Origin of the sequence: Gilliamella sp. B2911, assembly GCF_026536965.1 — a bacterium.
Taxonomy (GTDB): Bacteria; Pseudomonadota; Gammaproteobacteria; order Enterobacterales; family Orbaceae; genus Gilliamella; species Gilliamella apicola_E.
This window is the reverse complement of sequence record NZ_JAFNNA010000008.1, coordinates 46512-71563: the sequence shown is the minus strand read 5'-3', so window position 1 is coordinate 71563 and position 25052 is coordinate 46512. Positions and strand designations below refer to the sequence as shown.

The 25052-nt window shown below is 34.3% G+C and carries 22 protein-coding genes, 1 tRNA gene, 1 pseudogene and 1 riboswitch; of the genes and pseudogenes, 10 read left to right on the top strand and 14 right to left on the bottom strand.

Features of this window, described 5'->3' with window-relative positions; all coding sequences use genetic code 11:
• Nucleotides 1-83: 83 nt before the first annotated feature.
• Entirely contained in the window at nucleotides 84-191 is a 108-nt protein-coding gene (locus J3U27_RS11655; protein ID WP_416380556.1) for a hypothetical protein, read from the bottom strand.
• Nucleotides 192-856: 665 nt separating this feature from the next.
• Nucleotides 857-1045: a hypothetical protein gene (locus J3U27_RS08035; RefSeq protein ID WP_267377221.1), complete on the bottom strand. Its 189-nt coding sequence runs from the start codon at nucleotides 1043-1045 to the stop codon at nucleotides 857-859.
• 541 nt (nucleotides 1046-1586) lie between these two features.
• Between J3U27_RS08035 and J3U27_RS08030 the strand changes: the two genes are divergently transcribed.
• Both J3U27_RS08030 and J3U27_RS08025 read left to right on the top strand, forming a co-directional pair.
• Nucleotides 1587-1856, top strand: a complete 270-nt coding sequence (locus J3U27_RS08030; protein ID WP_065734477.1) for a hypothetical protein — start codon at nucleotides 1587-1589, stop codon at nucleotides 1854-1856.
• Nucleotides 1849-2046 carry a hypothetical protein gene (locus J3U27_RS08025; protein ID WP_267377219.1) on the top strand — a complete coding sequence of 66 codons (198 nt, stop codon included), beginning with the start codon at nucleotides 1849-1851 and terminating at the stop codon, nucleotides 2044-2046. The genes J3U27_RS08030 and J3U27_RS08025 overlap by 8 nt, the downstream gene beginning before the upstream one ends.
• A gap of 465 nt (nucleotides 2047-2511) precedes the next feature.
• On the opposite strand, the gene J3U27_RS08020 is transcribed toward J3U27_RS08025, so the two are convergent.
• The 3 genes from J3U27_RS08020 to J3U27_RS08010 form a co-directional block, all read right to left on the bottom strand.
• Nucleotides 2512-2587 (bottom strand) — tRNA-Lys (locus J3U27_RS08020).
• Between the two features lie 97 nt (nucleotides 2588-2684).
• Complete coding sequence (locus tag J3U27_RS08015) at nucleotides 2685-2999, bottom strand: DMT family transporter (RefSeq protein WP_065563283.1); 315 nt, start codon at nucleotides 2997-2999, stop codon at nucleotides 2685-2687.
• A gap of 23 nt (nucleotides 3000-3022) precedes the next feature.
• Nucleotides 3023-3346: a DMT family transporter gene (locus J3U27_RS08010; RefSeq protein WP_065734479.1), complete on the bottom strand. Its 324-nt coding sequence runs from the start codon at nucleotides 3344-3346 to the stop codon at nucleotides 3023-3025.
• Between the two features lie 599 nt (nucleotides 3347-3945).
• Between J3U27_RS08010 and J3U27_RS08005 the strand changes: the two genes are divergently transcribed.
• Genes J3U27_RS08005 through J3U27_RS07995 form a run of 3 tightly spaced genes read left to right on the top strand, consistent with a single transcriptional unit; the run spans nucleotide 3946 to nucleotide 6183 of the window.
• A complete protein-coding gene (locus J3U27_RS08005) occupies nucleotides 3946-4602 on the top strand; it encodes a nucleoside recognition domain-containing protein (protein WP_065734480.1) in 657 nt (218 codons plus the stop codon).
• Nucleotides 4595-5068, top strand: a complete 474-nt coding sequence (locus J3U27_RS08000; protein WP_065563280.1) for a YjiG family protein — start codon at nucleotides 4595-4597, stop codon at nucleotides 5066-5068. Before J3U27_RS08005 ends, J3U27_RS08000 begins: the two co-directional genes overlap by 8 nt.
• Nucleotides 5069-5082: 14 nt before the next feature.
• Nucleotides 5083-6183 carry a M20 peptidase aminoacylase family protein gene (locus J3U27_RS07995; RefSeq protein ID WP_065563279.1) on the top strand — a complete coding sequence of 367 codons (1101 nt, stop codon included), beginning with the start codon at nucleotides 5083-5085 and terminating at the stop codon, nucleotides 6181-6183.
• Between the two features lie 42 nt (nucleotides 6184-6225).
• Here J3U27_RS07995 and ribB read toward each other — a convergent pair whose 3' ends face one another.
• The 6 genes and pseudogenes from ribB to eco form a co-directional block, all read right to left on the bottom strand.
• Nucleotides 6226-6864, bottom strand: coding sequence for a 3,4-dihydroxy-2-butanone-4-phosphate synthase (gene ribB / locus J3U27_RS07990; RefSeq protein WP_065734483.1), 639 nt, complete (start codon nucleotides 6862-6864; stop codon nucleotides 6226-6228).
• 146 nt (nucleotides 6865-7010) lie between these two features.
• Nucleotides 7011-7149, bottom strand: a riboswitch (FMN riboswitch).
• A gap of 109 nt (nucleotides 7150-7258) precedes the next feature.
• Nucleotides 7259-8017, bottom strand: a complete 759-nt coding sequence (locus tag J3U27_RS07985; RefSeq protein ID WP_416380372.1) for an ABC transporter permease subunit — start codon at nucleotides 8015-8017, stop codon at nucleotides 7259-7261.
• Nucleotides 8018-8254: 237 nt separating this feature from the next.
• A pseudogene (gene potH, locus J3U27_RS07980) lies at nucleotides 8255-9127 on the bottom strand (putrescine ABC transporter permease PotH); the annotation flags it as partial.
• Between the two features lie 324 nt (nucleotides 9128-9451).
• Entirely contained in the window at nucleotides 9452-10588 is a 1137-nt protein-coding gene (gene potG, locus J3U27_RS07975; protein WP_081299544.1) for a putrescine ABC transporter ATP-binding subunit PotG, read from the bottom strand.
• Nucleotides 10589-10688: 100 nt separating this feature from the next.
• Nucleotides 10689-11798 (bottom strand): extracellular solute-binding protein, encoded by a 1110-nt coding sequence (locus tag J3U27_RS07970; protein ID WP_267337023.1) that lies wholly within the window; start codon nucleotides 11796-11798, stop codon nucleotides 10689-10691.
• A gap of 304 nt (nucleotides 11799-12102) precedes the next feature.
• Complete coding sequence (eco, locus tag J3U27_RS07965) at nucleotides 12103-12597, bottom strand: serine protease inhibitor ecotin (protein WP_267377218.1); 495 nt, start codon at nucleotides 12595-12597, stop codon at nucleotides 12103-12105.
• Nucleotides 12598-12699: 102 nt separating this feature from the next.
• Here eco and ydiK point away from each other — a divergent pair, with 102 nt between their 5' ends.
• Both ydiK and pssA read left to right on the top strand, forming a co-directional pair.
• Nucleotides 12700-13752, top strand: coding sequence for an AI-2E family transporter YdiK (gene ydiK / locus J3U27_RS07960; protein ID WP_065734485.1), 1053 nt, complete (start codon nucleotides 12700-12702; stop codon nucleotides 13750-13752).
• A 132-nt stretch (nucleotides 13753-13884) separates the two neighbouring features.
• On the top strand, nucleotides 13885-15240 hold the full coding sequence (gene pssA, locus J3U27_RS07955) for a CDP-diacylglycerol--serine O-phosphatidyltransferase (protein WP_267377217.1): 1356 nt from the start codon (nucleotides 13885-13887) through the stop codon (nucleotides 15238-15240).
• A gap of 52 nt (nucleotides 15241-15292) precedes the next feature.
• Here pssA and J3U27_RS07950 read toward each other — a convergent pair whose 3' ends face one another.
• From J3U27_RS07950 to J3U27_RS07940, 3 genes are all read right to left on the bottom strand, one after another.
• Entirely contained in the window at nucleotides 15293-16258 is a 966-nt protein-coding gene (locus J3U27_RS07950; RefSeq protein ID WP_065563273.1) for a sugar-binding transcriptional regulator, read from the bottom strand.
• Between the two features lie 546 nt (nucleotides 16259-16804).
• A complete protein-coding gene (locus J3U27_RS07945; protein WP_267330224.1) occupies nucleotides 16805-18364 on the bottom strand; it encodes a hypothetical protein in 1560 nt (519 codons plus the stop codon).
• Between the two features lie 635 nt (nucleotides 18365-18999).
• Nucleotides 19000-20973, bottom strand: a complete 1974-nt coding sequence (locus tag J3U27_RS07940; RefSeq protein ID WP_267377216.1) for a TonB-dependent receptor domain-containing protein — start codon at nucleotides 20971-20973, stop codon at nucleotides 19000-19002.
• 194 nt (nucleotides 20974-21167) lie between these two features.
• On the opposite strand from J3U27_RS07940, the gene J3U27_RS07935 reads away from it, so the two are divergent.
• The 3 genes from J3U27_RS07935 to J3U27_RS07925 all read left to right on the top strand — a co-directional run bounded on the left by J3U27_RS07935 (nucleotide 21168) and on the right by J3U27_RS07925 (nucleotide 24977).
• Nucleotides 21168-22067: an ABC transporter substrate-binding protein gene (locus tag J3U27_RS07935; protein ID WP_267377215.1), complete on the top strand. Its 900-nt coding sequence runs from the start codon at nucleotides 21168-21170 to the stop codon at nucleotides 22065-22067.
• 195 nt (nucleotides 22068-22262) lie between these two features.
• The gene (gene rimO, locus J3U27_RS07930; protein ID WP_065734491.1) at nucleotides 22263-23579 is read left to right on the top strand and encodes a 30S ribosomal protein S12 methylthiotransferase RimO; all 1317 of its coding nucleotides are present in this window, start codon (nucleotides 22263-22265) and stop codon (nucleotides 23577-23579) included.
• A gap of 9 nt (nucleotides 23580-23588) precedes the next feature.
• A complete protein-coding gene (locus tag J3U27_RS07925; RefSeq protein WP_267377214.1) occupies nucleotides 23589-24977 on the top strand; it encodes an MATE family efflux transporter in 1389 nt (462 codons plus the stop codon).
• Nucleotides 24978-25052: the final 75 nt, after the last annotated feature.

Genomic DNA, 25052 nt, shown 5'->3' with positions numbered 1-25052 from the left:
TAATAAGCATTCATAAAATAATGTATAGATTAGCTAAACCGCCACTTTACCGCCATTTTAAATGTTATTAAACAGGTTTAATTTTATTGCATCTTAGAAGAGATCGGGGCAAAATGCGCAAATCTTATTGTCATTTTTATATCGGAATGTCCTAGTATTTTTTGTAATACTAAAATATTGCTGCCGTTCATCATGAAATAACTTGCAAATGTATGACGCAAAACGAGGAATAGTTACCGAACTGGTAATTCTATCTGTGCGCGTTTAATTGATGATCGGAAAGCTGAATAACATGGAGTAAATAATGCCCCTTTTCTTTTGTCGAATTCGTTAAATAATGTTTCATCGATGGGTATTGTTCAACTATTTAACTTTTGTTTTTAAATATGTAATAGACTGGTTTTTCAGCTGTTTATCTTGCAATGATTCGGCTTCGTTCCAGCGTGCACCGGTTGCTAAACAGATTCTTATGATCGTCAACAAATCCTTGATTTTGCTCTCTTTTGCTGAGGGCTAACAATTTTCTGATTTGATCGGGTGTTATATACCCCATTTTCTGCTTGTCAATTCTATATTTTCTAATGAGCTCGACTGGTCTTTATGTCTATTAGTCCAACCTGATCTGTTCGTTAAACATCGCCTTGACGTAGGTTAGCTCTAAGTTTAATGTCTGTTATGAATCTGTCTTAACTCGCTCACTTCGATAAATTTCACAGCTTAGTCTTTTAGATCTGTGTTCTGTAAAGTCTTTAGCGGCAAAATTTGCGGCTATTGGATTATTTATACTTTCATCAATAAATAATAGCGTTTTATAGACATTTTCACCGTCGCTGAATGTTTTTCCATGCGCGTTGTGCTACAGCTCGATCAGATCTGACAGCCTACGCCTATCTTGCTTTTCATCAATCCAAGGTTTGGTAGCTACTTGTTCTTCGATATAGCCTTCATATGCCAACGCTTCGCCCTTGGATGCGAACGTTTTACGAATACGCCTACCGCCCTTTAAATATTTTTCAAATAGCCATTTTCCGACAGATCCAACCATTCCACTAAGCCCCCAAGAACGCCACAAAAACGTAGCCGATTAACATTTGATTAATTTAGAAAATTTTTGATTCTGCTAAAAATCGAGACAACAATATTTTTATCAGGTAATGATTATAGCATTAGTAACAGGCCAACGACGATCTGATATAGTTGCTATACAGAGGTCGGATATAAAAGACGTGTACTTGTTCATAGAACAATACAAACCGGTGCAAAAATAGTGTTGCCCCTCAATTTATATTGTGAAAAATTAGATATGACATTAAAACATGTAATAAACAACATTTGTACGGGTAAAAAACTTTTAATAAAAATAACAGAAAACAAGTTAAATTGTTTTCGCTAACTCAATATTTTTCAGAATTTAGTAATGAGTTTTTTTATGACCGAAACTATTGGATTGGCACCCCTCCCTCATATCATGAGATCAGATCTCTATCAGAGCGGTTGTACCGTGCACAGGGTGTTGATACAATGAATTTGTTAGGTCACAAATCCCAGCAAATCACAAATAAAAATAATGAAAGCAGAGGCAGAAAATGGCGGTATCTGAGAATCTAAAAACATATAGAATCTATGTATTAAAACAACGCCGAGGAGGTAGTGATATTCTAATAGAAACTAGAACAAATACTACCAGTTTTGAAATAGCAAAAGCGGCATTTTGGCAATTATACAATCAAAATTATGATAATAGACATTTGTTACTAATGACATGTAATAGTAAAAAAATTAATGTATACCGTTACCAATCAAAACCTGATGACGATTGCTATATCAATACAGATTCAGAGTTAAATTATGAATAGAGAAAAACAACGCAAAAATGAACAAGCATACAGAGATAGGAATGCGGGGCGTCCTCGCCTGCCGGGCACATATTTAACCGAAGATGAGTCTGCGCTATTAAAAGAGTTGGCTATAATCTGTGGCACTCAGAAAGCAGCAATATTTGAAGGTCTAAAACTTTTAAAAGAAAAATTAAAAAAAGTAAAATAATCGCTGACTAATGGCGCGCGTTATTGCATTATATATCCAGAGTTAATAAGCAACTCGACTGCCCCAGCAAATTCCGGACTTACTTAAAAGGTAAGTTCATAAAAATTTAAATTTTACTATTTCGTTTCATATATAGCACTAAATAGCATATCAATAGTAGCATCTTGCAATGTTGACAAAACGATCTACAAATTAGTTGAACAAGAAAATGGCTCAAAAATTCATGGCACTAATATTGTTGAATTAAAAGTAAACTAAAACAAAGGGTTGCCGAACAAGCCGTACAATTCAACTGAGATTTTTGCATGTTGCTTCGATATGTGGGATTGATTTTCATTAAACAAAAAGGCGCGGTTACCAGCCTTTCTTATACTCAATAAATAAAATCAACCGCCATTTGGTTTTTTATGATAATTTTAACAGAAGTGATAAATTACGTAATGAATTGATTATTAATGATAAAAATGGTGGGTTGTGAGGGGATCGAACCCGCGACCAATTGATTAAGAGTCAACTGCTCTACCGACTGAGCTAACAACCCATTTAGTTAGTGGGGATATTCTATATAACTTTATATTCTAATGCAAATCCTCTATTCTCAAATTAATATAATTGTCAGAATGAAAACTCATTTACAACTAAACGGTAACATGTAAACCAACGATACCGATAATAATCACACTCAGACCAAATATTCGAGTGAAATTCTTCGGTTCATTGAAGATAAGCATATTAGCCAAAACCGCACCTGAAGTACCTAACCCTACCCACACTGGATAAACTATACTTAAATCTAGATACTTGAGTGAAAAATAAAATAGTATAAATGAAACAAAAAAACCGCCCCAATAAAACATTAATCGCAACAAGCTTTTTTGTTGCGAGTATAGCTTAAGACCTATCGCGCCAATAACTTCGAAAATTGCAGCAGTTAAAATAAATAACCATCCCATATCTCAATCCAAATTTTAGTTAATTAGCTATCAGCTCGTTTTAATTGCACAACACCAATGATAATTAATGCTACAAAAAATATTTCAATCAGTTTAATTTGTTTGCCAAATACAACCATATCAATCAGTAATGAGCCAATCGCGCCAACACCAGAAAATATTGCATAGACAGTGCCTGTAGGAATAGTCTTACATGCATTAGTTAAAAACGTAAAATCAACAATAATGACTAATACAACAATCACCCAATGCCACCACTGGCTCGCAGTAGTAAAACCAAATACCCAACACAATTCAAAAAAGCAGGTGAGAACAACAAATACCCACTCTTTATTCCTGCTGTACATAATGACCTCATTATTTTTTTATTTTTTGTTTATATTGCTTAATTTTATTATTTCACTAATGTGCTTAATGAAAACAAAAGACGGTTCGCAAACTAAAACATTTGCCACCTAAAGATTATGATGTTTATGCAGAGAAACAGTTCAACCTTATATATAATATCGATAGTTTCTGAAACACTTTAATGCTATTTCTTACTATTTATTAACAATTCTATAATGACGGATGAAAAATGGCAAGCCTAGAATTATTGATAATTGTATGCTTTTAAATAACTTTCTCAAAAATTGAGAAAAAATCCGAAATAAAATTAATCCATTTAACTTAAATCAATTACCAAAAATGATAACTTAATATAGCTTAGATCCTATCCTTAATCCCAGCAAATGATCAATCTTACTCAACGCGTAATTGACGAATAAAATCTATCTAATTTTAAAAAAAAGTTGAGGAAAGGGGTTTTTTTTCAATTAAATCAATATAGAATACGTCGCTTAGTATTTTAATTCATTTTAAATCAAAATAATTCAAGTACTTTAAGTGTAACTTATTTAATATTTATATTAGAAAATAAGTCAGATAAATCAAAAAGGAATAGACAATGTCAAATAAATCGGACAATGAGTTTAAAGTCGGAATAAAGGCCTATGTGTCACTAGTTGTTGCCATACTGTTTTTTTCCGGGCTATTTTATAACGTGGATGGAAAAGCTTGGTTAGGTGCATTTGATTTTACCAGCTTAAGTGGTAAGTTTGGTACGATGCTTCACCCTGAAAAAAATACTTTTGTTGGTGAAGGTGGAAATAGCGCCAGAGCCGGCTTTATTTTTGCCTTATCACTAATACCGACAGTTATGCTTGCGTTAGGTGTTTTAGAAATTTTTACCCATTACGGTACAATTCGTGCAGCTCACAAACTATTAACTCCCCTTCTTAAACCTATTTTAGGGGTTCCTGGTAAAACGGGTCTTGCGTTAATTACTGATTTACAAAGTACTGACGCTGGAGCCGTATTAACTAAAGAGTTGTATGATGAAAAACAGATCAGTAAAAAAGATCTTATCATTATCAGCGCCTGGCAATATTCAGGAGCAGGCTTAATTAATAACTATTTTTCTATTGGTTCTGCGCTTTTCGCTTCAATGACTGTCGCAATATTTACACCATTAGTCATTATGATTGTATTGAAATTCGTTGGTGCGATTTTAGTACGCATGATTTTAAATTCAGTTTATAAAAAGGATTTTATCAATGAATAACTCAACCAATCAAAAACAGACTAACAATCCATTAGATATTTTCGTTATTGGTGCACGCAAAGGCTTCAATATTGCAATAAACAATTTAATGCCTAACATTATTATGGCATTTGTTATCACGGAAATATTAAAAAGATTAGGTTTGATGCAATTAATCGGTGAAGTATTTGCTCCCGTTATGGGGCTATTTGGTTTGCCGGGTGAAGCTATAACGGTATTGTTGACCGCTTGGCTATCAGCTTCAGCAGGTACGGGTGTTGCTGTAAATTTAATTTCTGGCGGTATTTTAAGTGGTGTTGATATCACGATCTTAGCACCAGCTATTTTCTTAATGGGCTCACAATTACAATATATGGGACGTTTATTGGGTGTTGCTGATGTACCTAAAAAATATTGGCCACTATTAATGCTTAACAGTATAGTTAATGCTTTAATTGCGATGATCATCATGCGATTTATAGTGTGATAAAGGAGATATCTATGTCTAATGTACTTGAACATTACCACTATTTACATCAAATTCCTGAGTTGGGTTTTGAAGAATTTAAAACCTCAGCCTATATCGCGGATAAACTTGAAGCTGCTGGCTATAAAGTAACACGAAACATTAACAATACCACAGGAATTGTTGCTGAATATGACAGTGGAAAACCCGGTCCAGTGTTAGCATTACGAGCTGATATGGATGCTCTAGGTCATATCATTGATGGTGAACACTGTGCGAGACACACTTGTGGACATGACGGTCACTCATCAATGTTATTAACTGCAGCCCAAGAACTCATTAAAGAAGGTAATATAAAAAAAGGAAAATTAAAGCTAATTTTTCAACCTGCTGAAGAGTTAGGTTCAGGTGCTTTAGCCATGATAGAAGGCGGTGCTATTGACGATGTTGATATGATCATTGGCTTACATGTACGTCCTAAAGATGAATGCCCAAAAGGCTGTGCATCAGCTGCCATGTTTTATTCAGCCTCAACGACAGTTGAAGTAAATATTCATGGTATTCCTGCTCATGGTGCAAGACCACATTTAGGCGTAAATGCATTAGATGCTGCAACTATGGCAATTCAAGCTGTGAATACTATTCATCTAGCGCCTAGCTTAACTTATAGCGTGAAAGCAACGCGTTGTATATGTGATGCAGGTGTAACGAATGCTATTCCATCAGAGGCCTATGTTTGTTGGGATTTAAGAGCCCCAACTAATCCTGCTATGGATGATTTAAAAGCAAAAACACTTAAAGCAATCGAACTCAGCGTTGCATCAATTGGTGCTAAAGCTGATATCAAAGTATCAAAAGAAATACCAGCAGCTGAAATTGATGATGAAGTCACAAAAATTATTGCTGAATCTATTATAGATGTGCTTGGCAAAGATGGATTAAAAGATCCTATTTTTACCCCAGGTGGAGAAGATTTCTTCAATTATCCTCGTGAAAGAGATGTAAAATCAGGTTTTTGGGGATTGGGTGTTGACTTAACACCAGGTCTACATCATCCAGATATGACTTTTGATACATCAGCATTAGAAAATGGTGTAAAAATCACTAAAACTTGTGCTTTAAAAGTTTTAGGTTAAGTAAATTATTCCGCCGAATATTTCGGCGGTTTCTTGAAAGGCTTATAATGATTTACGATAGGCCACAATATCATCAATTGTAACTACTGGTAACTGATGCTTTTTAGCAAATTCGACAACTTGTGGTGCTCTAGCCATGGTTCCATCATCATTCGTTAATTCACAAATTACAGCGGCTGGTTTAAAGCCTGCTAATGAAACTAAATCTACAGAGGCTTCTGTATGACCTCGACGACTCAAGACGCCATTCTCTTTTGCGACTAATGGAAAGACATGGCCTGGATGATTTAAATCACTTGGTTTTGCATTATCTGCAACCGCAGCTTTTACCGTAGTGACTCTGTCCGCAGCCGATACGCCAGTTGTTACGCCTTTCGCAGCTTCAATAGTAATAGTAAAAGCGGTCTGGTTTTTACTGGTGTTGTTAGCAACCATCATTGGTAACTCTAATTTATCGCAATAGGATTGTGGCATACATAGGCAAACTATACCACTTCCATATCGAATCGTTAGCGCCATTTGTTGGGTTGTAATTGTTTGTGCTGCCCAAATAATATCGCCTTCGTTTTCGCGATCTTCATCATCTAGCACTAATACGCCAGATCCAGCTTTGATTGAAGCGATTGCTTTTTTGACACGCTCGATGGGTGTTCCAAATTCATTTAAGTTAAACTGATTCATGGTAAATACCTATCCTGTTTTATTAAACTAATTATATTTATTCTTAATTAATTTGAATTCATTAAGTTATAAATACATTAAATACCAGAATCAGGGCAAGTGCTTGACCATAGTGATTTTGCTATAGCGCAAATATAGAAAAGATAAGCTACTCTCTTTCATCCAGACTTTAACTGTCGGCTTTGGAATCTCACCAAATCTGCTTGTCCTTAATAAAATCTATTTTATTAAGCGCTCGTGGGCTATACCACCGGTGGGGAATTACGCCCCGCCCTGAGAATTTTTTGTCAGTGAACTGACATCAAACACTATAATATAATTCAATAAAAAAAACACGTATATTTTATGAGGATAAATAAATTGCCGCATAAAGCGGCAATTTTTGATGAGGCAATTAATGCATTCGAATTTCACGCAAATGCCGTTTTTCAGCTCGACGCATCCAAAGCCATGAAATGAAGCCAATAATACCAACAATTAATAAAATAATTGTCGCTAAGGCATTAACTTGAGGGTCAACCCCTAATCGGACTTTAGAAAATACCAGTTTTGGTAACGTCATCGCACCTGGCCCTGTCACGAAATTAGCGATAACCACATCATCAAGTGATAAAGTAAATGCCAATAACCAACCAGATACAAGAGCTGGAGCAATCATAGGTAATGTGATAATGAAAAATACCTTTAATGGATTTGCACCCAAATCTAATGCAGCTTCTTCAATTGACTTATCTAACTCTCGTAATCTTGCGCTAATAACGACTGTCACATAAGCGGTACAAAATGTTGCATGAGCGAGCCAAATAGTAATTGCACCTCTTTGTGTTGGCCAACCAAGTACTTGTCCCATTCCAACAAATAACAATAGTAATGCCAAACCGGTTATTACATCTGGCATAACTAGTGGTGCCGTTGTCATAAACGAAAACAAATTAGATCCTCGGAACCGTCTATATCGTATTATGGCGTAAGCAGCTAAGGTACCAAGTACAATTGCTAATGATGCAGCACCAGCAGCAATAGAAAGGCTCAATCCTACCGCTTTAAGTAAGGCTTCATTGTGGATCAATTCAAAATACCATTTAGTTGAAAATTCAGACCAAACAGTTACAAGTCTTGAACTATTGAAAGAATAAACAATCAAAATGATCATCGGTATATATAAAAAGGAAAACACTAATAATAGAATTAATCCTTTTAAAAATTTACCTAGCAATGATATCGTTACAATAATTGTCAAAATAAGACTGAAGACAAAACATCCCACATATAAGCTACTACTACTTAATAAAGCAAATCCTGAAATCAAAACCGATAGCACCAATGAACCTAAGAATGCGGAGATAAAAACAATCAATGCTGATCGCACGATTAATGGTAAATTATTCATTTATTTACCTCCCATTTGTCGGTTTTGGAATTTGTTAAAGTAATAGATAGGGACAATTAATATCAATAACATCACTGTTGCGACAGCTGATGCAGCTGGCCAATCGTGATTATTAAAGAATTCAGCCCATAGTTGAGTACCAATCATTAGACTATCTGAAGGCCCTAACAGTTCAGGGATTACATATTCCCCAACCGCTGGAATGAATACCAACATGGCTCCAGCAATAACACCATTTTTAGTTAATGGTACGATAATCCTAAAGAAGGTTTTGATTGGCTTACAACCTAAATCTAGAGCTGCTTCAATTAGGGTTGAATCGACTTTACTTAATGATGTGTAAATTGGTAACACCACAAACGGTAAGTAAGAATATACAATACCGATATAAACAGCTAGATAAGTTTTCATAATGATTAGCGGTTGATCAATAACACCTAACCACATTAAGAAATGATTTAACAAACCATTAGGATTCAATATTCCAATCCACGCATAAACACGAATTAAAAATGATGTCCATGATGGTAATATAATCAACAATAATAAAATATTTCGAGTAGATGGTTTGCATTGCGATATAGCCCATGCTAATGGATAACCAATCAAAATACATAATAATGTCGAAATTGCAGCCACTTTTAATGACTGTAAATAGGAGTCTAGATAAATAGTATCAGCTAATAAATTTAGATAATTACCAAAATTTAAAACAATATTTACCAGCCCATCTTCATAACTAAAAAGTTCAGTATAAGGAGGAACGGCTATCGCCACTTCCGAAAAGCTGATTCTAAATACGATTAAAAATGGTAATAAAAAGAGTAACAGCATCCAAAAGTAAGGAATCGCGATAACTAACAAACGACCATATAATGTCATTAAGTCGGAATCATCACGTTGTTGTCGCATCTTTTTATAAGCATAATAGATAGCAACCAAACCGACTAATTCAGGTATATATAAAATACTACCAGCTATTATCAACCGATAAGCAAATTTAGATGGTTTATAATGCGCTAAATATGCACCTAAACATGATAATAAAAAGCTTAATACCATTGATGTAAATAACGCATCTAAAAAAAGATTGTCAAATGCATTTGTTGTTACAAAACGTAAATAAATACCGAGTAACACCAAGGCATTTAATAACAAACCCCATATAATGGATCGCATCAATATATCCTCTTGTGTTTATTCAGTAAGCACAACACAACTATCGATTTCCCAACTAAGGTTGACAATATCACCCCAAGTAGGCATACCTTTACGATAGCGATGTTCGTTTTGTAGCTGTGCAATAATTATCTGACCACTTTGCAATTTTACGTGATAAATTGAAAGATCGCCTAAATAAGCAATTTCAACAACTTCACCAGTTGCAACGTTATAGGCATCCTCAGCAATTTCATCACAAAGTTTGATTTTTTCAGGTCTTAAGGCAACTTGAATTGGAACACCTTCGACAGCGGGTGAATCATAATCAACTTTTAAAGAGTGCTTAATCATAGGACAACTAATAATTAATCCATCTTCTAATGTTTCTTGTAAAATGCCATCAAATACATTTACTGAACCGATGAACTCAGCGCTATAACGACTATTTGGGTGCTCGTAAATCTCTTCAGGCTCACCAATTTGCACAAATTGACCTTTGTTCATAATCGCGATGCGTCCTGCCATTGTCATCGCTTCTTCCTGATCATGGGTTACCATTACACAGGTCGCACCAACTTGTTCTAAAATGCTAACCACTTCAAGTTGCATACGATCACGAAGTTGTTTGTCCAAAGCGCCCATCGGTTCATCTAATAATAGAAGTTTTGGTCTTTTGGCTAGACTTCTTGCTAAAGCAACGCGTTGTCTTTGACCACCAGATAATTGATGAGGTTTACGTTTACCAAATTGCTCCATATGCACAAGCGCTAACATCTCTTCAACACGCTGTTTAATGTCGCTTTTAGCTAATCTATCTTGTTTAAGACCAAAAGCAATATTTTGCTCAACCGTCATGTGAGGAAAAAGAGCATACGATTGAAACATCATATTAATTGGACGATTGTAAGGAGGAACTTGCGATAAATCCTTACCATCTAAAATAATTTGTCCGGATGTTGGTTGTTCAAACCCTGCAAGCATACGCAATAAGGTCGATTTACCACTACCCGATGCACCTAATAAGGCGAAAATTTCCCCATCATAAATGGTTAAATTTACATCATCGACGGCATAATAGTCGTCATTAAAAACTTTAGTTAAATTTTTGATCTCCAATAATGGAGTTATCATCTTTTTTTTAGGCTGTACCTGATTTGTTGTTTTATCGTTCACACTTTTTTCCTCATAACAACAAGCCAAAAAAAACGAGACGGAAAGGTTATTAAACCTCTCCGCCTAGAATATATAAGTCAATAATTTGACGTTCAAACGGCTATTTACCCGTTTTAAGTTTTGTCCATGTGCGAGTAATCACACGTTCAAGCTTAGGATCTTTTACTGTAAGGGTAAATAATTTTTCCATAACCTCTGGTTTTGGATAAACCGCAGGATCATTTTTCACTTCTGGTTTTACAAACTGATCGTTAGCAACTTTATTTGCACTAGCAAAGTTAACATCATTAGTTACCTGTGCAGCAATTTCTGGCTTCATAACGAAGTTTAAAAACTCGTGAGCTTCATCAGGATTAGCTGAATCTTTAGGAATAGCAAATGTATCAAAGAATACTAATGCACCTTCTTTAGGAATATGGTAGCCAATATGCACACCATTATTTGCTTCGTTAGCTCTATCACGAGATTGTAATATATCGCCTGACCAACCTAAAATTACACAAATATCACCGTTAGCTAAATCAGTTATATATTGTGATGAATGGAAATAACGAATATTTGGTCTTACTTTCTCTAACAACTCGTAAGCGGCACCGGTATAATCTTTCGCATCAGTACTGTTCGGATCTTTACCTAAATATTTAAGTGCACTCGCAAAGATTTCAGTTGGCGCATCTAAGTAAGCAACACCACAATCTTTAAGTTTTTCCATATTTTCAGGTTTAAAGACTAGATCCCAACTATCAACTGGAGCATTATCACCAAGACGTTCTTTAACTTTATCAATGTTATAACCAATACCTGTCGTCATCCATACATAAGGAATTGCATATTTATTATCAGGATCATGGTTTGCCATTAATTTCATCAAATTAGGATCAAGATTTTTCCAATTTGGTAATTTACTTTTATCTAATGGCAGATAGATATCAGCTTTGATCTGTCTTGCTAAAAAACTATCAGAAGGTGAAACGACATCAAAGCCAGAATGACCGGCCATTAATTTACCTTCAAGTGCTTCATTAGAGTCATACACATCATAAACTAATTTGATACCTGTCGATTTTTCAAAATCAGTGATAGTATCGTTACCAATTTGACCTGCCCAATTATAAAAATGCACAACGCGATCTTTAGCTATAGCAGATTGAGATAATGCTAGTGAAACACCAGCTATGATTGAAAGAATTGTTTTACGTTGAGTAAACATGCTCACCACTTCTCCTCTAGTTAGGGATATTACATGTTAGACACAAGCCCATTGTGAAACACAACGGACCCCCAAATTTTACCATTATCTAATTAACGGCGAAACCGAGGTAATCAGGCAATTACAAGTCATTAATTGAATTAATGAGCAAGTAGAGCTAACCTTGCATTACGAGGGATAAAATACCTTTTTTTTTACAGATGTCTACATAAAAAATCAAATAAACTTAGATTAAGGACCGAATGATTATATTTTAATCAATCAGCCCTTTGTTAGCGAGCTATTAACAATTAATTAACGTTTTTTATTCGGCAGTGGCTTGCAAAACTTTTGAATCTGGTTGCCAAATTCTATATTTAACTGTTACATCATTTGGTACATAAAATACCAATGGTAACTGACTGTTATAATTTAATAAACCTAAATTATGTCTGATTGTAACGAACTGGTTTTTGTTAGCACTTTCAGGGCAAGCCATCATGGTTGAAAGCGTTCCTTTAACTTCTTCAACTTCGTAATAAGAATATCCCCATCCTTTAAGCTCTTTTTCTTTAATTACCCCACCTAAATTATGTGCATTACAATCTACATTCATATCTTTACCAACTAATATTTCTACTTTTGCGTTAGCTTCATCTTTTAAGCTAGGAAGATGAATCACATAACGCGTAGCACCGACTTTAGCGTTAGGATATGGCGCGATTTCATTCAATTTTTGCGCAACTTGAGGGGCTTTTTGTGTGTTTGCACACGCTGATAATGTTACACCCATCAAAACTAACAACATTAATTTTTTCATTTTATATCTCCAAGAAAATTGTCTAATTGATACGACATCGTATGCTTTTCAAAACATAATGCGTATAATAACATTATCTAGATTAAAGAATATGAGGTAAAAATGCCAGCAGAAAAAAAAACCGATGATTTACTAAAGCTAATTTTAAATCTATTACTGATAGGTTTACTTATAACAGTAACTTATCGAGTGATAGAAGTATTTTTGTTTGGCTTTTTTTGGGCTGTTATGGTGGTTATTGCTACTTGGCCATTAATGATAAAAATCCAACAAAAGTTGTTTAATAAACGTTGGTTATCACTGTTAGTTATGGCATTAATATTGGCATTTGTTTGTGTCATTCCTTTTCTTCTCATCATTAGTAGTGTCGCTCAAAATGGGCATTACCTTATCGAATGGGTTAGAAACCTATCTCATAGAGAATTACCTACTTTTGACTGGTTAATAAACGTTCCTATGTTTGGTGAGGAGCTACACCAAAAATGGCTCGAAATTATTAAAACCGATGGGTCGGAATTAGTATCTGATATTCAACCCTATATTGGTACAATGATTGGCTGGCTATTAGAACAAGTCACCAACATTGGCGTTTTCATATTCCATGCTGGTGTGATGATTATATTTAGTTTATTACTATTTCTTAAAGGTGAAAGCATTACTAAATATGTTTATGTTTTAGCTAATCGTTTATCTAAACAATATGGAACAACTACCGTTACATTAGCCGGTCAATCTATACGAGCGGTTGCATTAGGCGTGGTTGTCACCGCCATTACATTAGCTTTAATTGGTGGCTTAAGCTTTATTATTACCAAAATGCCATTTCCAGGCATATTAACCCTCATTTTATTCATCTGCTGTGTTGCTCAAATTGGACCAGTTATCGTAATGATTGGCTGTATTATTTGGCAATTTTGGGATGGTCATATCGTATCAGGTATTGTATTAATTGTAGTTGCCATCATATTAACCACACTAGATAGCGTAATGCGAGCATATTTGATAAAAAAAGGGGCCGATCTACCTTTCTTACTTATACTTTTTGGTGTAATTGGAGGTATTCTGGCTTTTGGTATTATGGGACTATTTATTGGTCCAGTCGTTCTGGCATTAAGCTATAAAATTATTCAAACTTGGGTTAATGAACAATCTTAAATTTTGAGTTAATAGACTGAATAAAAACAGATTAATTTAAACATAGGATAACCTATGAAAAATAGGAGTGTTATTTTCTGACATAAATTGTGATATTCTACACTTTGTGTCAGTTTTAATGATATTTAAATCATGCGAATACCATTTATTAAATACAACCATCAAAAGCATCTAAATGAATTAGCAAAACTTCAGCAAAATGCTGAGCAATATCATATTGTATACGATCCAAAATCTTATCGAATTACATTGCTTGAGCATATCATGAAAGCTAAGCACCGTATCTACATTGTTGCACTTTATTTAGAAAAAGATGAAGCCGGCCGTGAGGTACTTGATGCACTTTATCAAGCAAAAACAGCGCGCCCAGATTTAGATATCAAGATTTTTGTTGATTGGCATCGTGCTCAACGTGGACGAATAGGTGAAGATAAAGCCCAAACGAATGCTCGGTATTACTATGATCTAAAACAGCAACATCCAAATATTGATATTCCTATTTATGGTGTCCCCGTTAATCGCCGTGAAGTACTTGGTGTACTACACTTAAAAGGTTTGATCATCGATGACACCGTGATTTATAGTGGTGCGAGTATCAACAATGTATATTTACATAAACTGGATAAATACCGCTATGACAGATATCACTTTATAACCAATAAAGCGCTATCTGACACCATGGTCAATTACGTCAATGATAATTTCCTTTCTGCTGAAGGTGTGCAACGTTTAGATGTTAGTGAACATAAAACTCGCAAACAAATTAAACCAGAAATTAAAGCGTTACGTCAAAATCTTACCGACGCAAATTATCAATATGTGGCAGATACGGATAATGATACATTATCGGTTTCTCCAATAGTTGGTCTTGGGCGAAATAATCAGCTCAATAAGGTCATTCACCATTTAATAAATGTCACAAAACAAAAAATTATATTTTGTACTCCGTATTTCAATCTACCCAATATATTAGTGCGCGATATTATTCGCCTCCTAAGAAAAGGAAAACAAGTTGAGATCATTATTGGTGATAAAGTTGCTAACGACTTTTATATTCCAGAAGATCAGCCATTTAATATTTCGGGTGGACTACCCTATTTATATGAAATCAACTTAAGACGCTTTGTTGAACGCCTTCAAAATTTCATAGACAAAGAACAGTTAATCATTAGATTATGGAAAGATGGCGATCAAACCTATCATCTAAAAGGTATTTGGGTCGATGATAGTTGGATGATGATCACAGGTAATAATCTTAATCCTAGAGCATGGCGTTTAGATCTGGAAAATGCAATATTAATCCACGATCCAAAACACGAATTACAAAAACAAATCAAACAAGAACTCGTCGCAATTCGAGAAAAAACGACTTTAGTTACACATTTTCAACAAATTCAAGCTAGCGTGTTCTATCCTAAAAATGTACATAAATTAATTAAACGATTAAGCCGAATTCGGGTTGATAGAATTATTAAACGCTTATTATAATTAACAAAGTGATAATAAATAGCTACATTGTTACAAATAGCTTATATACAACTTAAATTTTATTTAGGTTCAACACCATCCTAGCATTTGAAGCACTAGTAGCAATAATATCAATGACACCAGAGCGAAGCGCACCTAAAATTGCTGTCGCTTTAGTGTTTTCTGATGCAATGGCAATAACACAAGGAATGTTACGTAACTCATCAATACTTAAACCAATTACCCGATCATTCATGGTTGTATCAACAGGATTGCCATTGATATCAAAAAAACCATAACCTGCAATATCACCAACTACCCCTTGATTCAAAGTAGCATATGTGACTTCTTGCGGGGTAAACCAGCCTAACTGTACCATGTAACAGTTTTCATTCATATCACCAATACCAACTAAAGCAATATCAGCTTTACTCGCGCGTTCGATCGTATCTTTAATAACCCGATTTTGCATAAACGCACGTTTCAGTTCACGATTCTCAACATAAGCTGGCGCATACAAAGTTTCGCTACTTGCGCTAAATTTTCTCGCAAGGCTACGGCTGATATGATCGGCATCAATAATCTCTCCAACTCGCTGAGTACCACCAATACCACAGATAAATTTACACTGTTTTTCAGGAAAAACGCCTACATGACTAGCAATTGCAGCCACATTACGCCCCTGTCCAACCGCTACCGTCATACCATTTTTCAAAGTGCTGGATAAATAATTTGAAACAAGTGCCGCCACTTGTCGTCGTTGCTCATCCTCATCTTGGTGATCTAAAGCAATTAACGCTCTTTTAATACCAAAATTATTAACGAATTGCTGCTCAATACGCGAGCTAAAAATCGGGTGATATTTGACATTAATCTCAACAATCCCCTCCGCTCTCGCTTTTTTTAGCAAACGCCCTACTTTAATACGTGAAAGACCAAATCTCTTGGCAATCTCTTCTTGCGTTTGTTCATACTCATAGTAAGCAACGGCAATTTCAGTAAGTAGTTCTGACTCTTGTTTATCTTCAAATATATCCATTAGGCTTGCCTTTCATTATTAGCTTAGCTGATTGTTAATATATTACAAAATCCTCTAGCTTGCCATTCTCCATGTCTAATAAATGATTTCGCAATGTTTAGTTTATCGATTAATAATCTTTAATTTTCGAGATTTGCACTATCTTTGTATAGTTAAATTATTAAAATTATTATCAATTTAATCAATGCAGAACATAATTTAACATATATATTTTTCTTCATTAGGATGAGAAATAGATCTTGTTTGGTAATGGCAAATTGGTTGATGAGCTATTATGACTTAGCTAACTTGTATTTTATAGAAATAGAATAAAGCTACCTTCATTTATATAACAGTGGATTGAGCTTAGACATCATTTTTCTTTAGCACTCTCACCATTATATACAAATGGAATAAAATTAGATTTTAATAAAAAATATTCACTTTTTTAAGTTCAAAAACCCCGTTCCTCAACTTTTTTTCATAGTTAAAGGGTTGTCATGCAGATTAATCAAACCCATGCGATGATTATCACATGGGCCTATATCTAATTGAAATTATGCGTTCTTACCAAGTTTCTTTACAAACTTCAAACGTTACTGAGAAAGGTGCACTAGGCCAAGGATTGTTATAAGCTTTAAAAATTCCACCATTTAACATAAATACAACACGATGTACTTTTCCTTGCGGCTCCATAGTGAAATCAGAAACCCATGCATGCCGTTGGAAAGTACCATTAATTGCACCGGATGTAGGAAACCCAGATTCAGCATATCTATCAACTGTTAACTGTCCCCATTCACCACTTAGACCACCATTCATTTTTCTGGTCATCGCATTTCCGGTTTCTCTAAAACTTGCGTTAGTATTTGGGTTGGTTGCTTGAGGCGTATTAATCCAGTCAGTAAGTGTTAATTGATTTTGAATTCCACCACAAAGATCATCTGAATATGTTAATTTCTCTTCTCCGGGTATTGCCCAGAAATTTAAATCACTCCAAAATACAATCCTATCAGATTCTCCATTTGCATCTTTAGGCCATGCAAAAATTTGGATGGTTCTTTTTTTAGGTTTGCCCTTAAAAGTTAAAATACCAAGTTTATCAATTGAAAGATTCTCATCATCTGTTGAAAACAAATAATCTTGCTGATGATTACTCATCCAAAGTTGGAATGATGCCCCTTTAAACGCAGTATGAGGAAAACGATTATTATGCCCAGCACTGGTATTGAGTAAAAATCCTAATTCTGGATGCCACTCATCTTTATTATAACCACCACCATGTTTTGGATTAGGTGTAGGATCTATTGATGCTCCCCAACCATAACCACTAGGCTCATCATTATTATATTGAATCCAAGACCATTTAGTTTTATCCAACATTGGATAAGGCCGGGCATAACACACTTGATTAATTTTGGATTTAAAATAATATGTTTTAAAAAGATCGTTATAAATATGTTCTGACTCATTTGGCAGACCATATTCTGTTTCTACTTTTATATTTTTAACTGAAAGCTCTAATTTATAAGGTGCTTTGCAAGGATCTATTGTTTTAGTTAACTCATTTTCAGGTACTTTTTTATAGTCCTCTAGCCCTTTTTTATTACCATTATAACCACCAGGAACACTATAATACCAAGTCGCCGTTAATACGCCATCAGGAATACCTGTATCACCATCTTGATCAAAAATACTGATATTGAGATTATTGGCGATATCCATCAAATTGACATCTTGACCATTGGCCTCAATAACTTTTTTTACTTCATTTGAACCCTCTTTTCCTTGAATTACCCAACTTATTTGGCTAAGAGTGGTATCCGGTTCCAATTTAAAATCGTTAATATCACTTTCTGAAGTGCGTAACCGACCATCAGGCATACTAACAACACTCAATTTTTCCTTAAAGCCAGTTGAATCAACCATTTCATCATTGACCGCTATCATTGGTGAATTACCATGAACCAATTGAGTCGCTGAGACAGGAAGTAATGCGTTAATATTATTAACAAATGACAATAGCAAGATGACCAATAAATAATTTTGTTTATTTTTGAATACTCCATTGCCTGATATAGAAACTGAATTAAAGTTTCCATTTTTTAATATTGCTAACCAGTTCAAGCTAAATCTCCTTTTTATTAACATGCTGTTGCAAATAAATCTAATGACACTCCTTTATATGTCCTCTTTTAATACACGACATCAAACAGCTAAACTGGATATGATTTATACAGCTTGTTATATGAAATTGTTTCTTTAAAGATCAGACATTAAAGCTTTTAAATTTGAAAACGATCAAATTATTGATCGAAACTTCCGATCAATCAATAACCATTTGATCGTGACTGGCTATCAAATGTACAAATTAAGCTTTAGAAGTTTAAAATAAGATAGGAGTTGATTTAGCCTACAATTTTACAAAAATTATATTTATATGATTAATAATAATTAATATAGAATTTTTATAATAAGATCATAAGTTAATAAAAAGAATTAAAAAATGTTTAAGAAAGGTTAAGAAAGGATAATTTTAACTATTTGATCAATAAAATAAATAAAACATAATTTTTAGTTAATCAAAGATCATTTTGCAAATATCAATAAAGAATAATTTCAAAAGAGAGTTAATTAATTAAAAACGATTAATAAAATAAAGAAAGAAGAGTTATTAAAATTTCAAATCGGTTTTATTATGGATTAAATAAACAGTTTTACCAAGTAGCTATGAAGTATAGCTACTTGGTGAGAGTTAAATATTAAAAATTAATTTCTGTTCCAATAAAGTAACGACGCCCTTCTAATGTTTTACCAAAGTCATCGTTTGAAACATCTTTGTCAAACAAGTTATAAACGCCACCATATACTTTAGCATTTTTGTTTATTTGGAAAGACGCACCGACATCCCAGAAGGTATAGCCTGGATATTCAATTTTCTTACCACTGCGATCTGTGGTAGTTTCTACCCCGTAATAAGCAACCTTAGTCCATAAATCCAACTCTTGAGTGAGATTCCAATCAAGTTGAGTATTGAATTTTTGTTTTGGTGTACGGTTTAATGGTTTACCTTTATTTTTACCCGTTTTTTGCTCTGTCTCAGTCCATGAATAGTTCGAGCTTAACAAGAAATCAGTAAATAATGGCGTTTTAAATGTAAGCTCAATACCTTTAAGGTCTGCTTTATCTACATTTTCTCGCCCTTGAATAAAATCAAATTCTTTATTGAAGTTTTTATATTTACATGTTCTATTTGGAATCTTTCTAGTATCACATATATAGTAGGATTGAATTTTATCTTTATACTTTGTATAAAAGGCTGTTGCTGAAGCATCAATACCATAATCATTGGTATAAGCCAAACCAATTTCAAAATTATCTGATTTTTCTGGTTTTAAATCTGGGTTACCAACAACTACACCATTGGAAAATCCACCACCTGTTACTTGTCCCCAATCAGAAACAACTTGACGTAGTTGTGGTGTTGCAAAACCGGTAGAATACCCACCCTTCATAGTAAAGTTATCATCAATATTCCAGACACTATAAATTCTTGGATTCCAATTACTACCATAATTTTCATCTTTGTTATAACGTAAACCAGCCGTTATATTCCAATTATCGAAAATGCTTATCTCATCCTCTGCATATAGCGCATAATTCCAACGGTCAATTTTAGTAATATTACTATTAAGTTCATTACCTTTATCATGTAATTCTTGATAATTATATTTACCACCCACCGTTAACATGTTAATCGAAAAAGGTATTGTTGCATGTGTATCAACATCAGTATTCTTGATTTTCATTTGCCTTGCAGGATTATTATTCTCTTCATAGGCAATAAACGAAGTTGTTGAAACATCGCCAAACATACCATTATGAGTCAATGCAAAAGTATTTCTCGCATTATCTCGCTTATAGTCATCCTTTCTGCTTTTATCTCTAGTTTTACCTCTAGTTGAAGTACTATTTTGTAAAGAACGACCAAAATCAAAATCAAATTTTTGGGTATCAGTAGCATTAAGCGATATTTTACCGTTTAAGCTTCTTAATTTTTGGCCTGAATGACCATTCAAGAATCTATCTTCGTGTCGATTTGTATATTGACCATATAATTGAATCCCCAAAATATCATCAATAATTGGTCCCATAGTTGAAAAACTACCTACATAGGTATTTTTTTCATCTGAACGATAAGGCATGATTGATTCAACTCGAATACCGCTATGCCATTTATTTGAAACTTTCTTAGTAATGATATTGACGACCCCACCCATAGCATCTGAACCATATAACGATGACATTGGTCCTCGGACAACTTCAATACGTTCTATAGCAGTTAAAGGCGGTAACCAGCCTTGTTCAAAACCAGAATTATCACTATTAGGTCTGGTTTCACGAGTGCTAACTTTTTTACCATCAATTAATAATAAAGTATATTTGGCATCCATACCACGAATACTAATATCAGTTGAATCACCGCCACCAGTTATCGTGATCCCAGGAATATCCTTAAGCGCATCAGTCACATCACGATAAGGTTTTTTGCTGATTTCCTCTGGCGTGATTACCGAAATTGTTGCTGGAGCTTCTTTAATTTGTTGAGAAAATCCTGATGCTGTCACCACCATAGTATCAGTATTTTTATCAGTGTCTGCTATCGCTAAACCAGATAATGATAATAAAATACTTGTATTTATGACATGTGTTGCCAGTTTAATTTTAGTATTCATGTTTTATAACCTTATTATTTATATTGATATTTTGCAAAGCAAGCCGTGCGTTACAATAACCTACGTGAGAATAATTATCAATAACTTTTCGATAATAATTATCAATATCTTTACGAAAAATTATTTATATCTAGACATTTCACACTATTTAAATAATAATGGTTATCATTTTCATCAAAGCAAAAGGTATCAATATGAATAAAAAAATATTATTAAGCACTCTAATAGCTTTTACTTTAGGGTTATCAGGTTGCCAATCATCAATCACTGTGAATCCAGATAATAAACAAACCGTTGTTGTTCCTAAATCACCAAGTAAAGTGGTAGTAATGAACTATGGTGCTTTAGATACCTTAGATGCATTAGGTAAAAGTTCTATTGTTGTAGGAACACCTCTTTCCGTTCTTCCTTCTTATCTTGAACAATATAAAAGTGTCTCTGATACAGGTAGTATGAAAGAACCAAGCATCGATGCAATTAAACAAGTTAAACCGCAACTCATCGTTATTGATGGTCGTCAAGCTAGTCGAACTGAAGAATTATCGAAAATTGCACCAGTAATTAATTTAAGTGTTGACGCGAAGAATTATCTTGAATCAACTAAAAATCATATCAATGTTCTAGCAGATATAACTGGAACTGAAAAGAAAGCTGAAGATTTGATTCAATTGCTTGATACAAAAGTGACCAACGCACAAGCTGTTGCACAAGCCAGTCACAAAAAAGCAATAGTTGCTATTCATAATGATGGAAAAATGATTCTTATTAATGGCAGTTCAAGCGCAGCATTAATTCATGATGTGTTGAAAGTAAAACGGGCTGTACCATTAACACCACAGCCTAGTGTCAAACCAAAACCGACCTTTATTGATAACAGCTATATTAGTAAAGTAAAACCTGATATTGTTTATGTGGTTGACCGAAGTAAAGCTATTGGTCAATCAGCAATGAAAAACGACTTTTTAAATCCAAAAGTATTAGCGAAAAGTAAAACTGAGGTTATCTATTTAACACCCGATCTTTGGTACTTATCGGGTGGCGGTGTCGAAAGTTTGGATCGTCAAATTGATGAAGTCATTAATGCATTGAAATAATTATTTATCATAATGTAGGCCCTTATTTCAGTAAGGGCTTGTTTCTCGTTTCTCTCCATATTCATCACTGCAAATTAAAAATTTTTATTTCGACTAATTTAATTATGTTAGAATGCTCACCTATTATTTTAATCTAAATGAATAAACTTTTAGATTCTCGATAAATACCTCAATAAATTTTAAATTACTATGAATATGTCATCCCCTACTATTGGATTTGTGAGCCTTGGTTGTCCTAAAAATTTAGTTGACTCTGAGCGAATTTTAACTGAACTACGTACTCAAGGTTATCAAGTAGTGCCAAGTTACGACAATGCTGATTTGGTTATTGTTAATACTTGTGGCTTTATTGATAGTGCTGTACAAGAATCATTAGAGGCCATCGGTGAAGCCCTTAATGAAAATGGCAAAGTTATTGTGACAGGTTGTCTTGGTGCGAAAGAAGATCAGATACGTAATGTTCATCCTAAAGTTCTAGAAATATCAGGACCTCATAGTTACGAAGCTGTTCTTGAACATGTTAATAAATATGCACCAAAACCTAGCTACAATCCATTTACAAGCCTTGTACCGGAGCAAGGAGTAAAATTAACACCTAAACATTATGCTTATTTAAAAATTTCTGAAGGTTGTAACCATAGCTGTACATTTTGTATTATCCCATCATTACGTGGTGAGATGGTTAGTCGTCCTATCGGTAATGTTCTTGATGAGGCAAAACGTTTAGTCGATAGTGGCGTAAAAGAGCTTTTAGTTATCGCACAAGATACGTCTGCTTACGGTATCGATGTCAAAAATCGTACAAACTTTTGGAACGGTATGCCATTAAAAACTGATATTCATACCCTTTGCGAGCAATTATCTACCCTTGGTATTTGGGTGCGTCTACATTATATGTACCCTTATCCAAGTGTCGACAATTTGATTCCATTAATGGCTGAAGGAAAAATATTACCTTATCTAGATGTCCCTTTACAACATGCTAGCCCTAGCGTTTTAAAATCAATGAAACGCCCAGGCACAATTGAAAGAACCTTAGAGCGAATTCATCATTGGCGTGAGATTTGCCCTGAAATTACCTTACGTTCAACGTTTATTGTTGGCTACCCTGGTGAAACTGAGAAAGATTTCGAACTATTACTCGACTTTTTATCTCAAGCGCAATTAGACCGTGTTGGTTGTTTCCCTTATAGCCCAGTGGAAGGTGCTGCAGCAAATCAACTAGCTGATCAAATACCAGAAGAAATAAAGCAAGAACGCTTCCACCGTTTTATGCAATTACAACAATCGATTTCAACACAAAAACTTCAAAATAAAATAGGTAAAACATTATCTGTATTGATTGATGAAGTTGATGAAGAAGGTGCTATTGGGCGAAGCATGGCCGATGCGCCAGAAATAGATGGTGTTGTCTATCTAAATGAAGAAAAAGATGTTAAAGTCGGCGATATTGTTCAAGTAAATATTGAACATTCAGATGAATATGATTTATGGGGTACTGTAAAACAGTAAATAAATCCAATGAAGCAACATTATCGACACGAAATAAAAAACTTAGTTACGTTGGCAATCCCTGTCATGATTGCACAGATATCTCAAACCGCGATCACGTTTGTTGATACCATTATGGCAGGTAACTACAGCAAAACAGCACTATCGGGTGTAGCCATAGCTGTATCAATTTGGTTGCCTACTATTTTATTTGGACAAGGCTTATTAACGGTATTAACACCGATAATTTCCAATTTAAATGGTGCGGCTAAACGTGAACAAGTTGCTGATCAGACTCGTCAAGGTGTTGTGATTGCTTTAATCTTATCCATAATCATGATGCTAGTTTTGTACAATTCGGACAAAATAATTAGTTTTAGAAGCTCAGCTGACCATCCAATCGATCCAGAAATGGTTGATGTAGCGGTATCATTTTTACGCTCAATTATGTGGGGTGTACCTGCTTTCTTGCTATTTTTAGTTTATCGTAATCAATGTGAAGGTTTATCTAACACAAAGCCTGCTATGGTGATTATATTTATTGCATTACTTGCTAATATCCCCATTAATTATGTTTTAATTTACGGTAAATTAGGATTGCCAGCATTTGGTGGTGTAGGTTGTGGTATTACCGCAGCAATAATCTTTTGGTTAATGTTTGCTTTGATTCGTATCTATACATTAACGACAACTACTCAACGGGATATTCGTAAAACACCACTAACAAAACTGATTGATTTTGCTATCATCAAAAAAATAGTTGTATTAGGTACTCCCCTTGCTTTAGCCTATTTTTTTGAAATGAGTTTGTTCGCGGTAGTTGCATTACTTATTGCACCACTTGGTCAAATAACTGTTGCTGCACATCAAATTATCTTCACGATTAGCAGTTTAACGTTTGCAATACCTTTATCTTTAGGGGTAGCAACTAGTATTAGAGTTGGTTACCTATTAGGTAAAAACAAACCCATATTGGCCAAACAAACAGCTTATGTAAGTTTAGCCATATCATTCATGATAGCCGTAGTGGTAGCATTAATTCTGGTGTTATTCAGGTCACCAATTATTACCATATTCACCCATGAGATTGATGTTATCACTATTTGCCTACAACTTATTATTCTACTCGCTATCTATCAAGTATCTGATTACTTACAAGTTGTAGCAAGCAATGTATTACGTGGTTATAAAGATACTAAAAGTATATTTTTTATTACGCTTATCTCTTATTGGGTAGTAGGGTTACCTGTTGGATATATCTTAGGATTAACCGATCTTGTCATACAGCCAATTGGTGCAGCCGGTTTTTGGATAGGAATTATTTTAGGACTAGCTGTAGCAGCGTTCTTACTTATCGGTAGAATGATCTACATTCAAAAACAACCGCAAGATATCATACTGAAAAGAGCTTCACGATAATAAAAATTTCTCGCCAAACTTATCAATAAACAGAGTGAGTTTGGCAATATTTTATTTAAAATTGTTAATATCTAT

Coding starts and splice junctions, on each gene's coding strand:
- J3U27_RS07995 (WP_065563279.1), top strand. CDS start 5,083: ATGTCTAATGTACTTGAACATTACCACTATTTACATCAAATTCCTGAG.
- ydiK (WP_065734485.1), top strand. CDS start 12,700: ATGCCAGCAGAAAAAAAAACCGATGATTTACTAAAGCTAATTTTAAAT.
- J3U27_RS08025 (WP_267377219.1), top strand. CDS start 1,849: ATGAATAGAGAAAAACAACGCAAAAATGAACAAGCATACAGAGATAGG.
- J3U27_RS07925 (WP_267377214.1), top strand. CDS start 23,589: ATGAAGCAACATTATCGACACGAAATAAAAAACTTAGTTACGTTGGCA.
- J3U27_RS08035 (WP_267377221.1), bottom strand. CDS start 1,045: ATGGTTGGATCTGTCGGAAAATGGCTATTTGAAAAATATTTAAAGGGC.
- J3U27_RS07985 (WP_416380372.1), bottom strand. CDS start 8,017: ATGATCATTTTGATTGTTTATTCTTTCAATAGTTCAAGACTTGTAACT.
- ribB (WP_065734483.1), bottom strand. CDS start 6,864: ATGAATCAGTTTAACTTAAATGAATTTGGAACACCCATCGAGCGTGTC.
- J3U27_RS08030 (WP_065734477.1), top strand. CDS start 1,587: ATGGCGGTATCTGAGAATCTAAAAACATATAGAATCTATGTATTAAAA.
- J3U27_RS08010 (WP_065734479.1), bottom strand. CDS start 3,346: ATGTACAGCAGGAATAAAGAGTGGGTATTTGTTGTTCTCACCTGCTTT.
- rimO (WP_065734491.1), top strand. CDS start 22,263: ATGTCATCCCCTACTATTGGATTTGTGAGCCTTGGTTGTCCTAAAAAT.
- J3U27_RS08005 (WP_065734480.1), top strand. CDS start 3,946: ATGTCAAATAAATCGGACAATGAGTTTAAAGTCGGAATAAAGGCCTAT.
- J3U27_RS07950 (WP_065563273.1), bottom strand. CDS start 16,258: ATGGATATATTTGAAGATAAACAAGAGTCAGAACTACTTACTGAAATT.
- J3U27_RS07940 (WP_267377216.1), bottom strand. CDS start 20,973: ATGAATACTAAAATTAAACTGGCAACACATGTCATAAATACAAGTATT.
- J3U27_RS07935 (WP_267377215.1), top strand. CDS start 21,168: ATGAATAAAAAAATATTATTAAGCACTCTAATAGCTTTTACTTTAGGG.
- pssA (WP_267377217.1), top strand. CDS start 13,885: ATGCGAATACCATTTATTAAATACAACCATCAAAAGCATCTAAATGAA.
- J3U27_RS08015 (WP_065563283.1), bottom strand. CDS start 2,999: ATGGGATGGTTATTTATTTTAACTGCTGCAATTTTCGAAGTTATTGGC.
- J3U27_RS11655 (WP_416380556.1), bottom strand. CDS start 191: ATGAACGGCAGCAATATTTTAGTATTACAAAAAATACTAGGACATTCC.
- J3U27_RS08000 (WP_065563280.1), top strand. CDS start 4,595: ATGAATAACTCAACCAATCAAAAACAGACTAACAATCCATTAGATATT.
- J3U27_RS07970 (WP_267337023.1), bottom strand. CDS start 11,798: ATGTTTACTCAACGTAAAACAATTCTTTCAATCATAGCTGGTGTTTCA.
- eco (WP_267377218.1), bottom strand. CDS start 12,597: ATGAAAAAATTAATGTTGTTAGTTTTGATGGGTGTAACATTATCAGCG.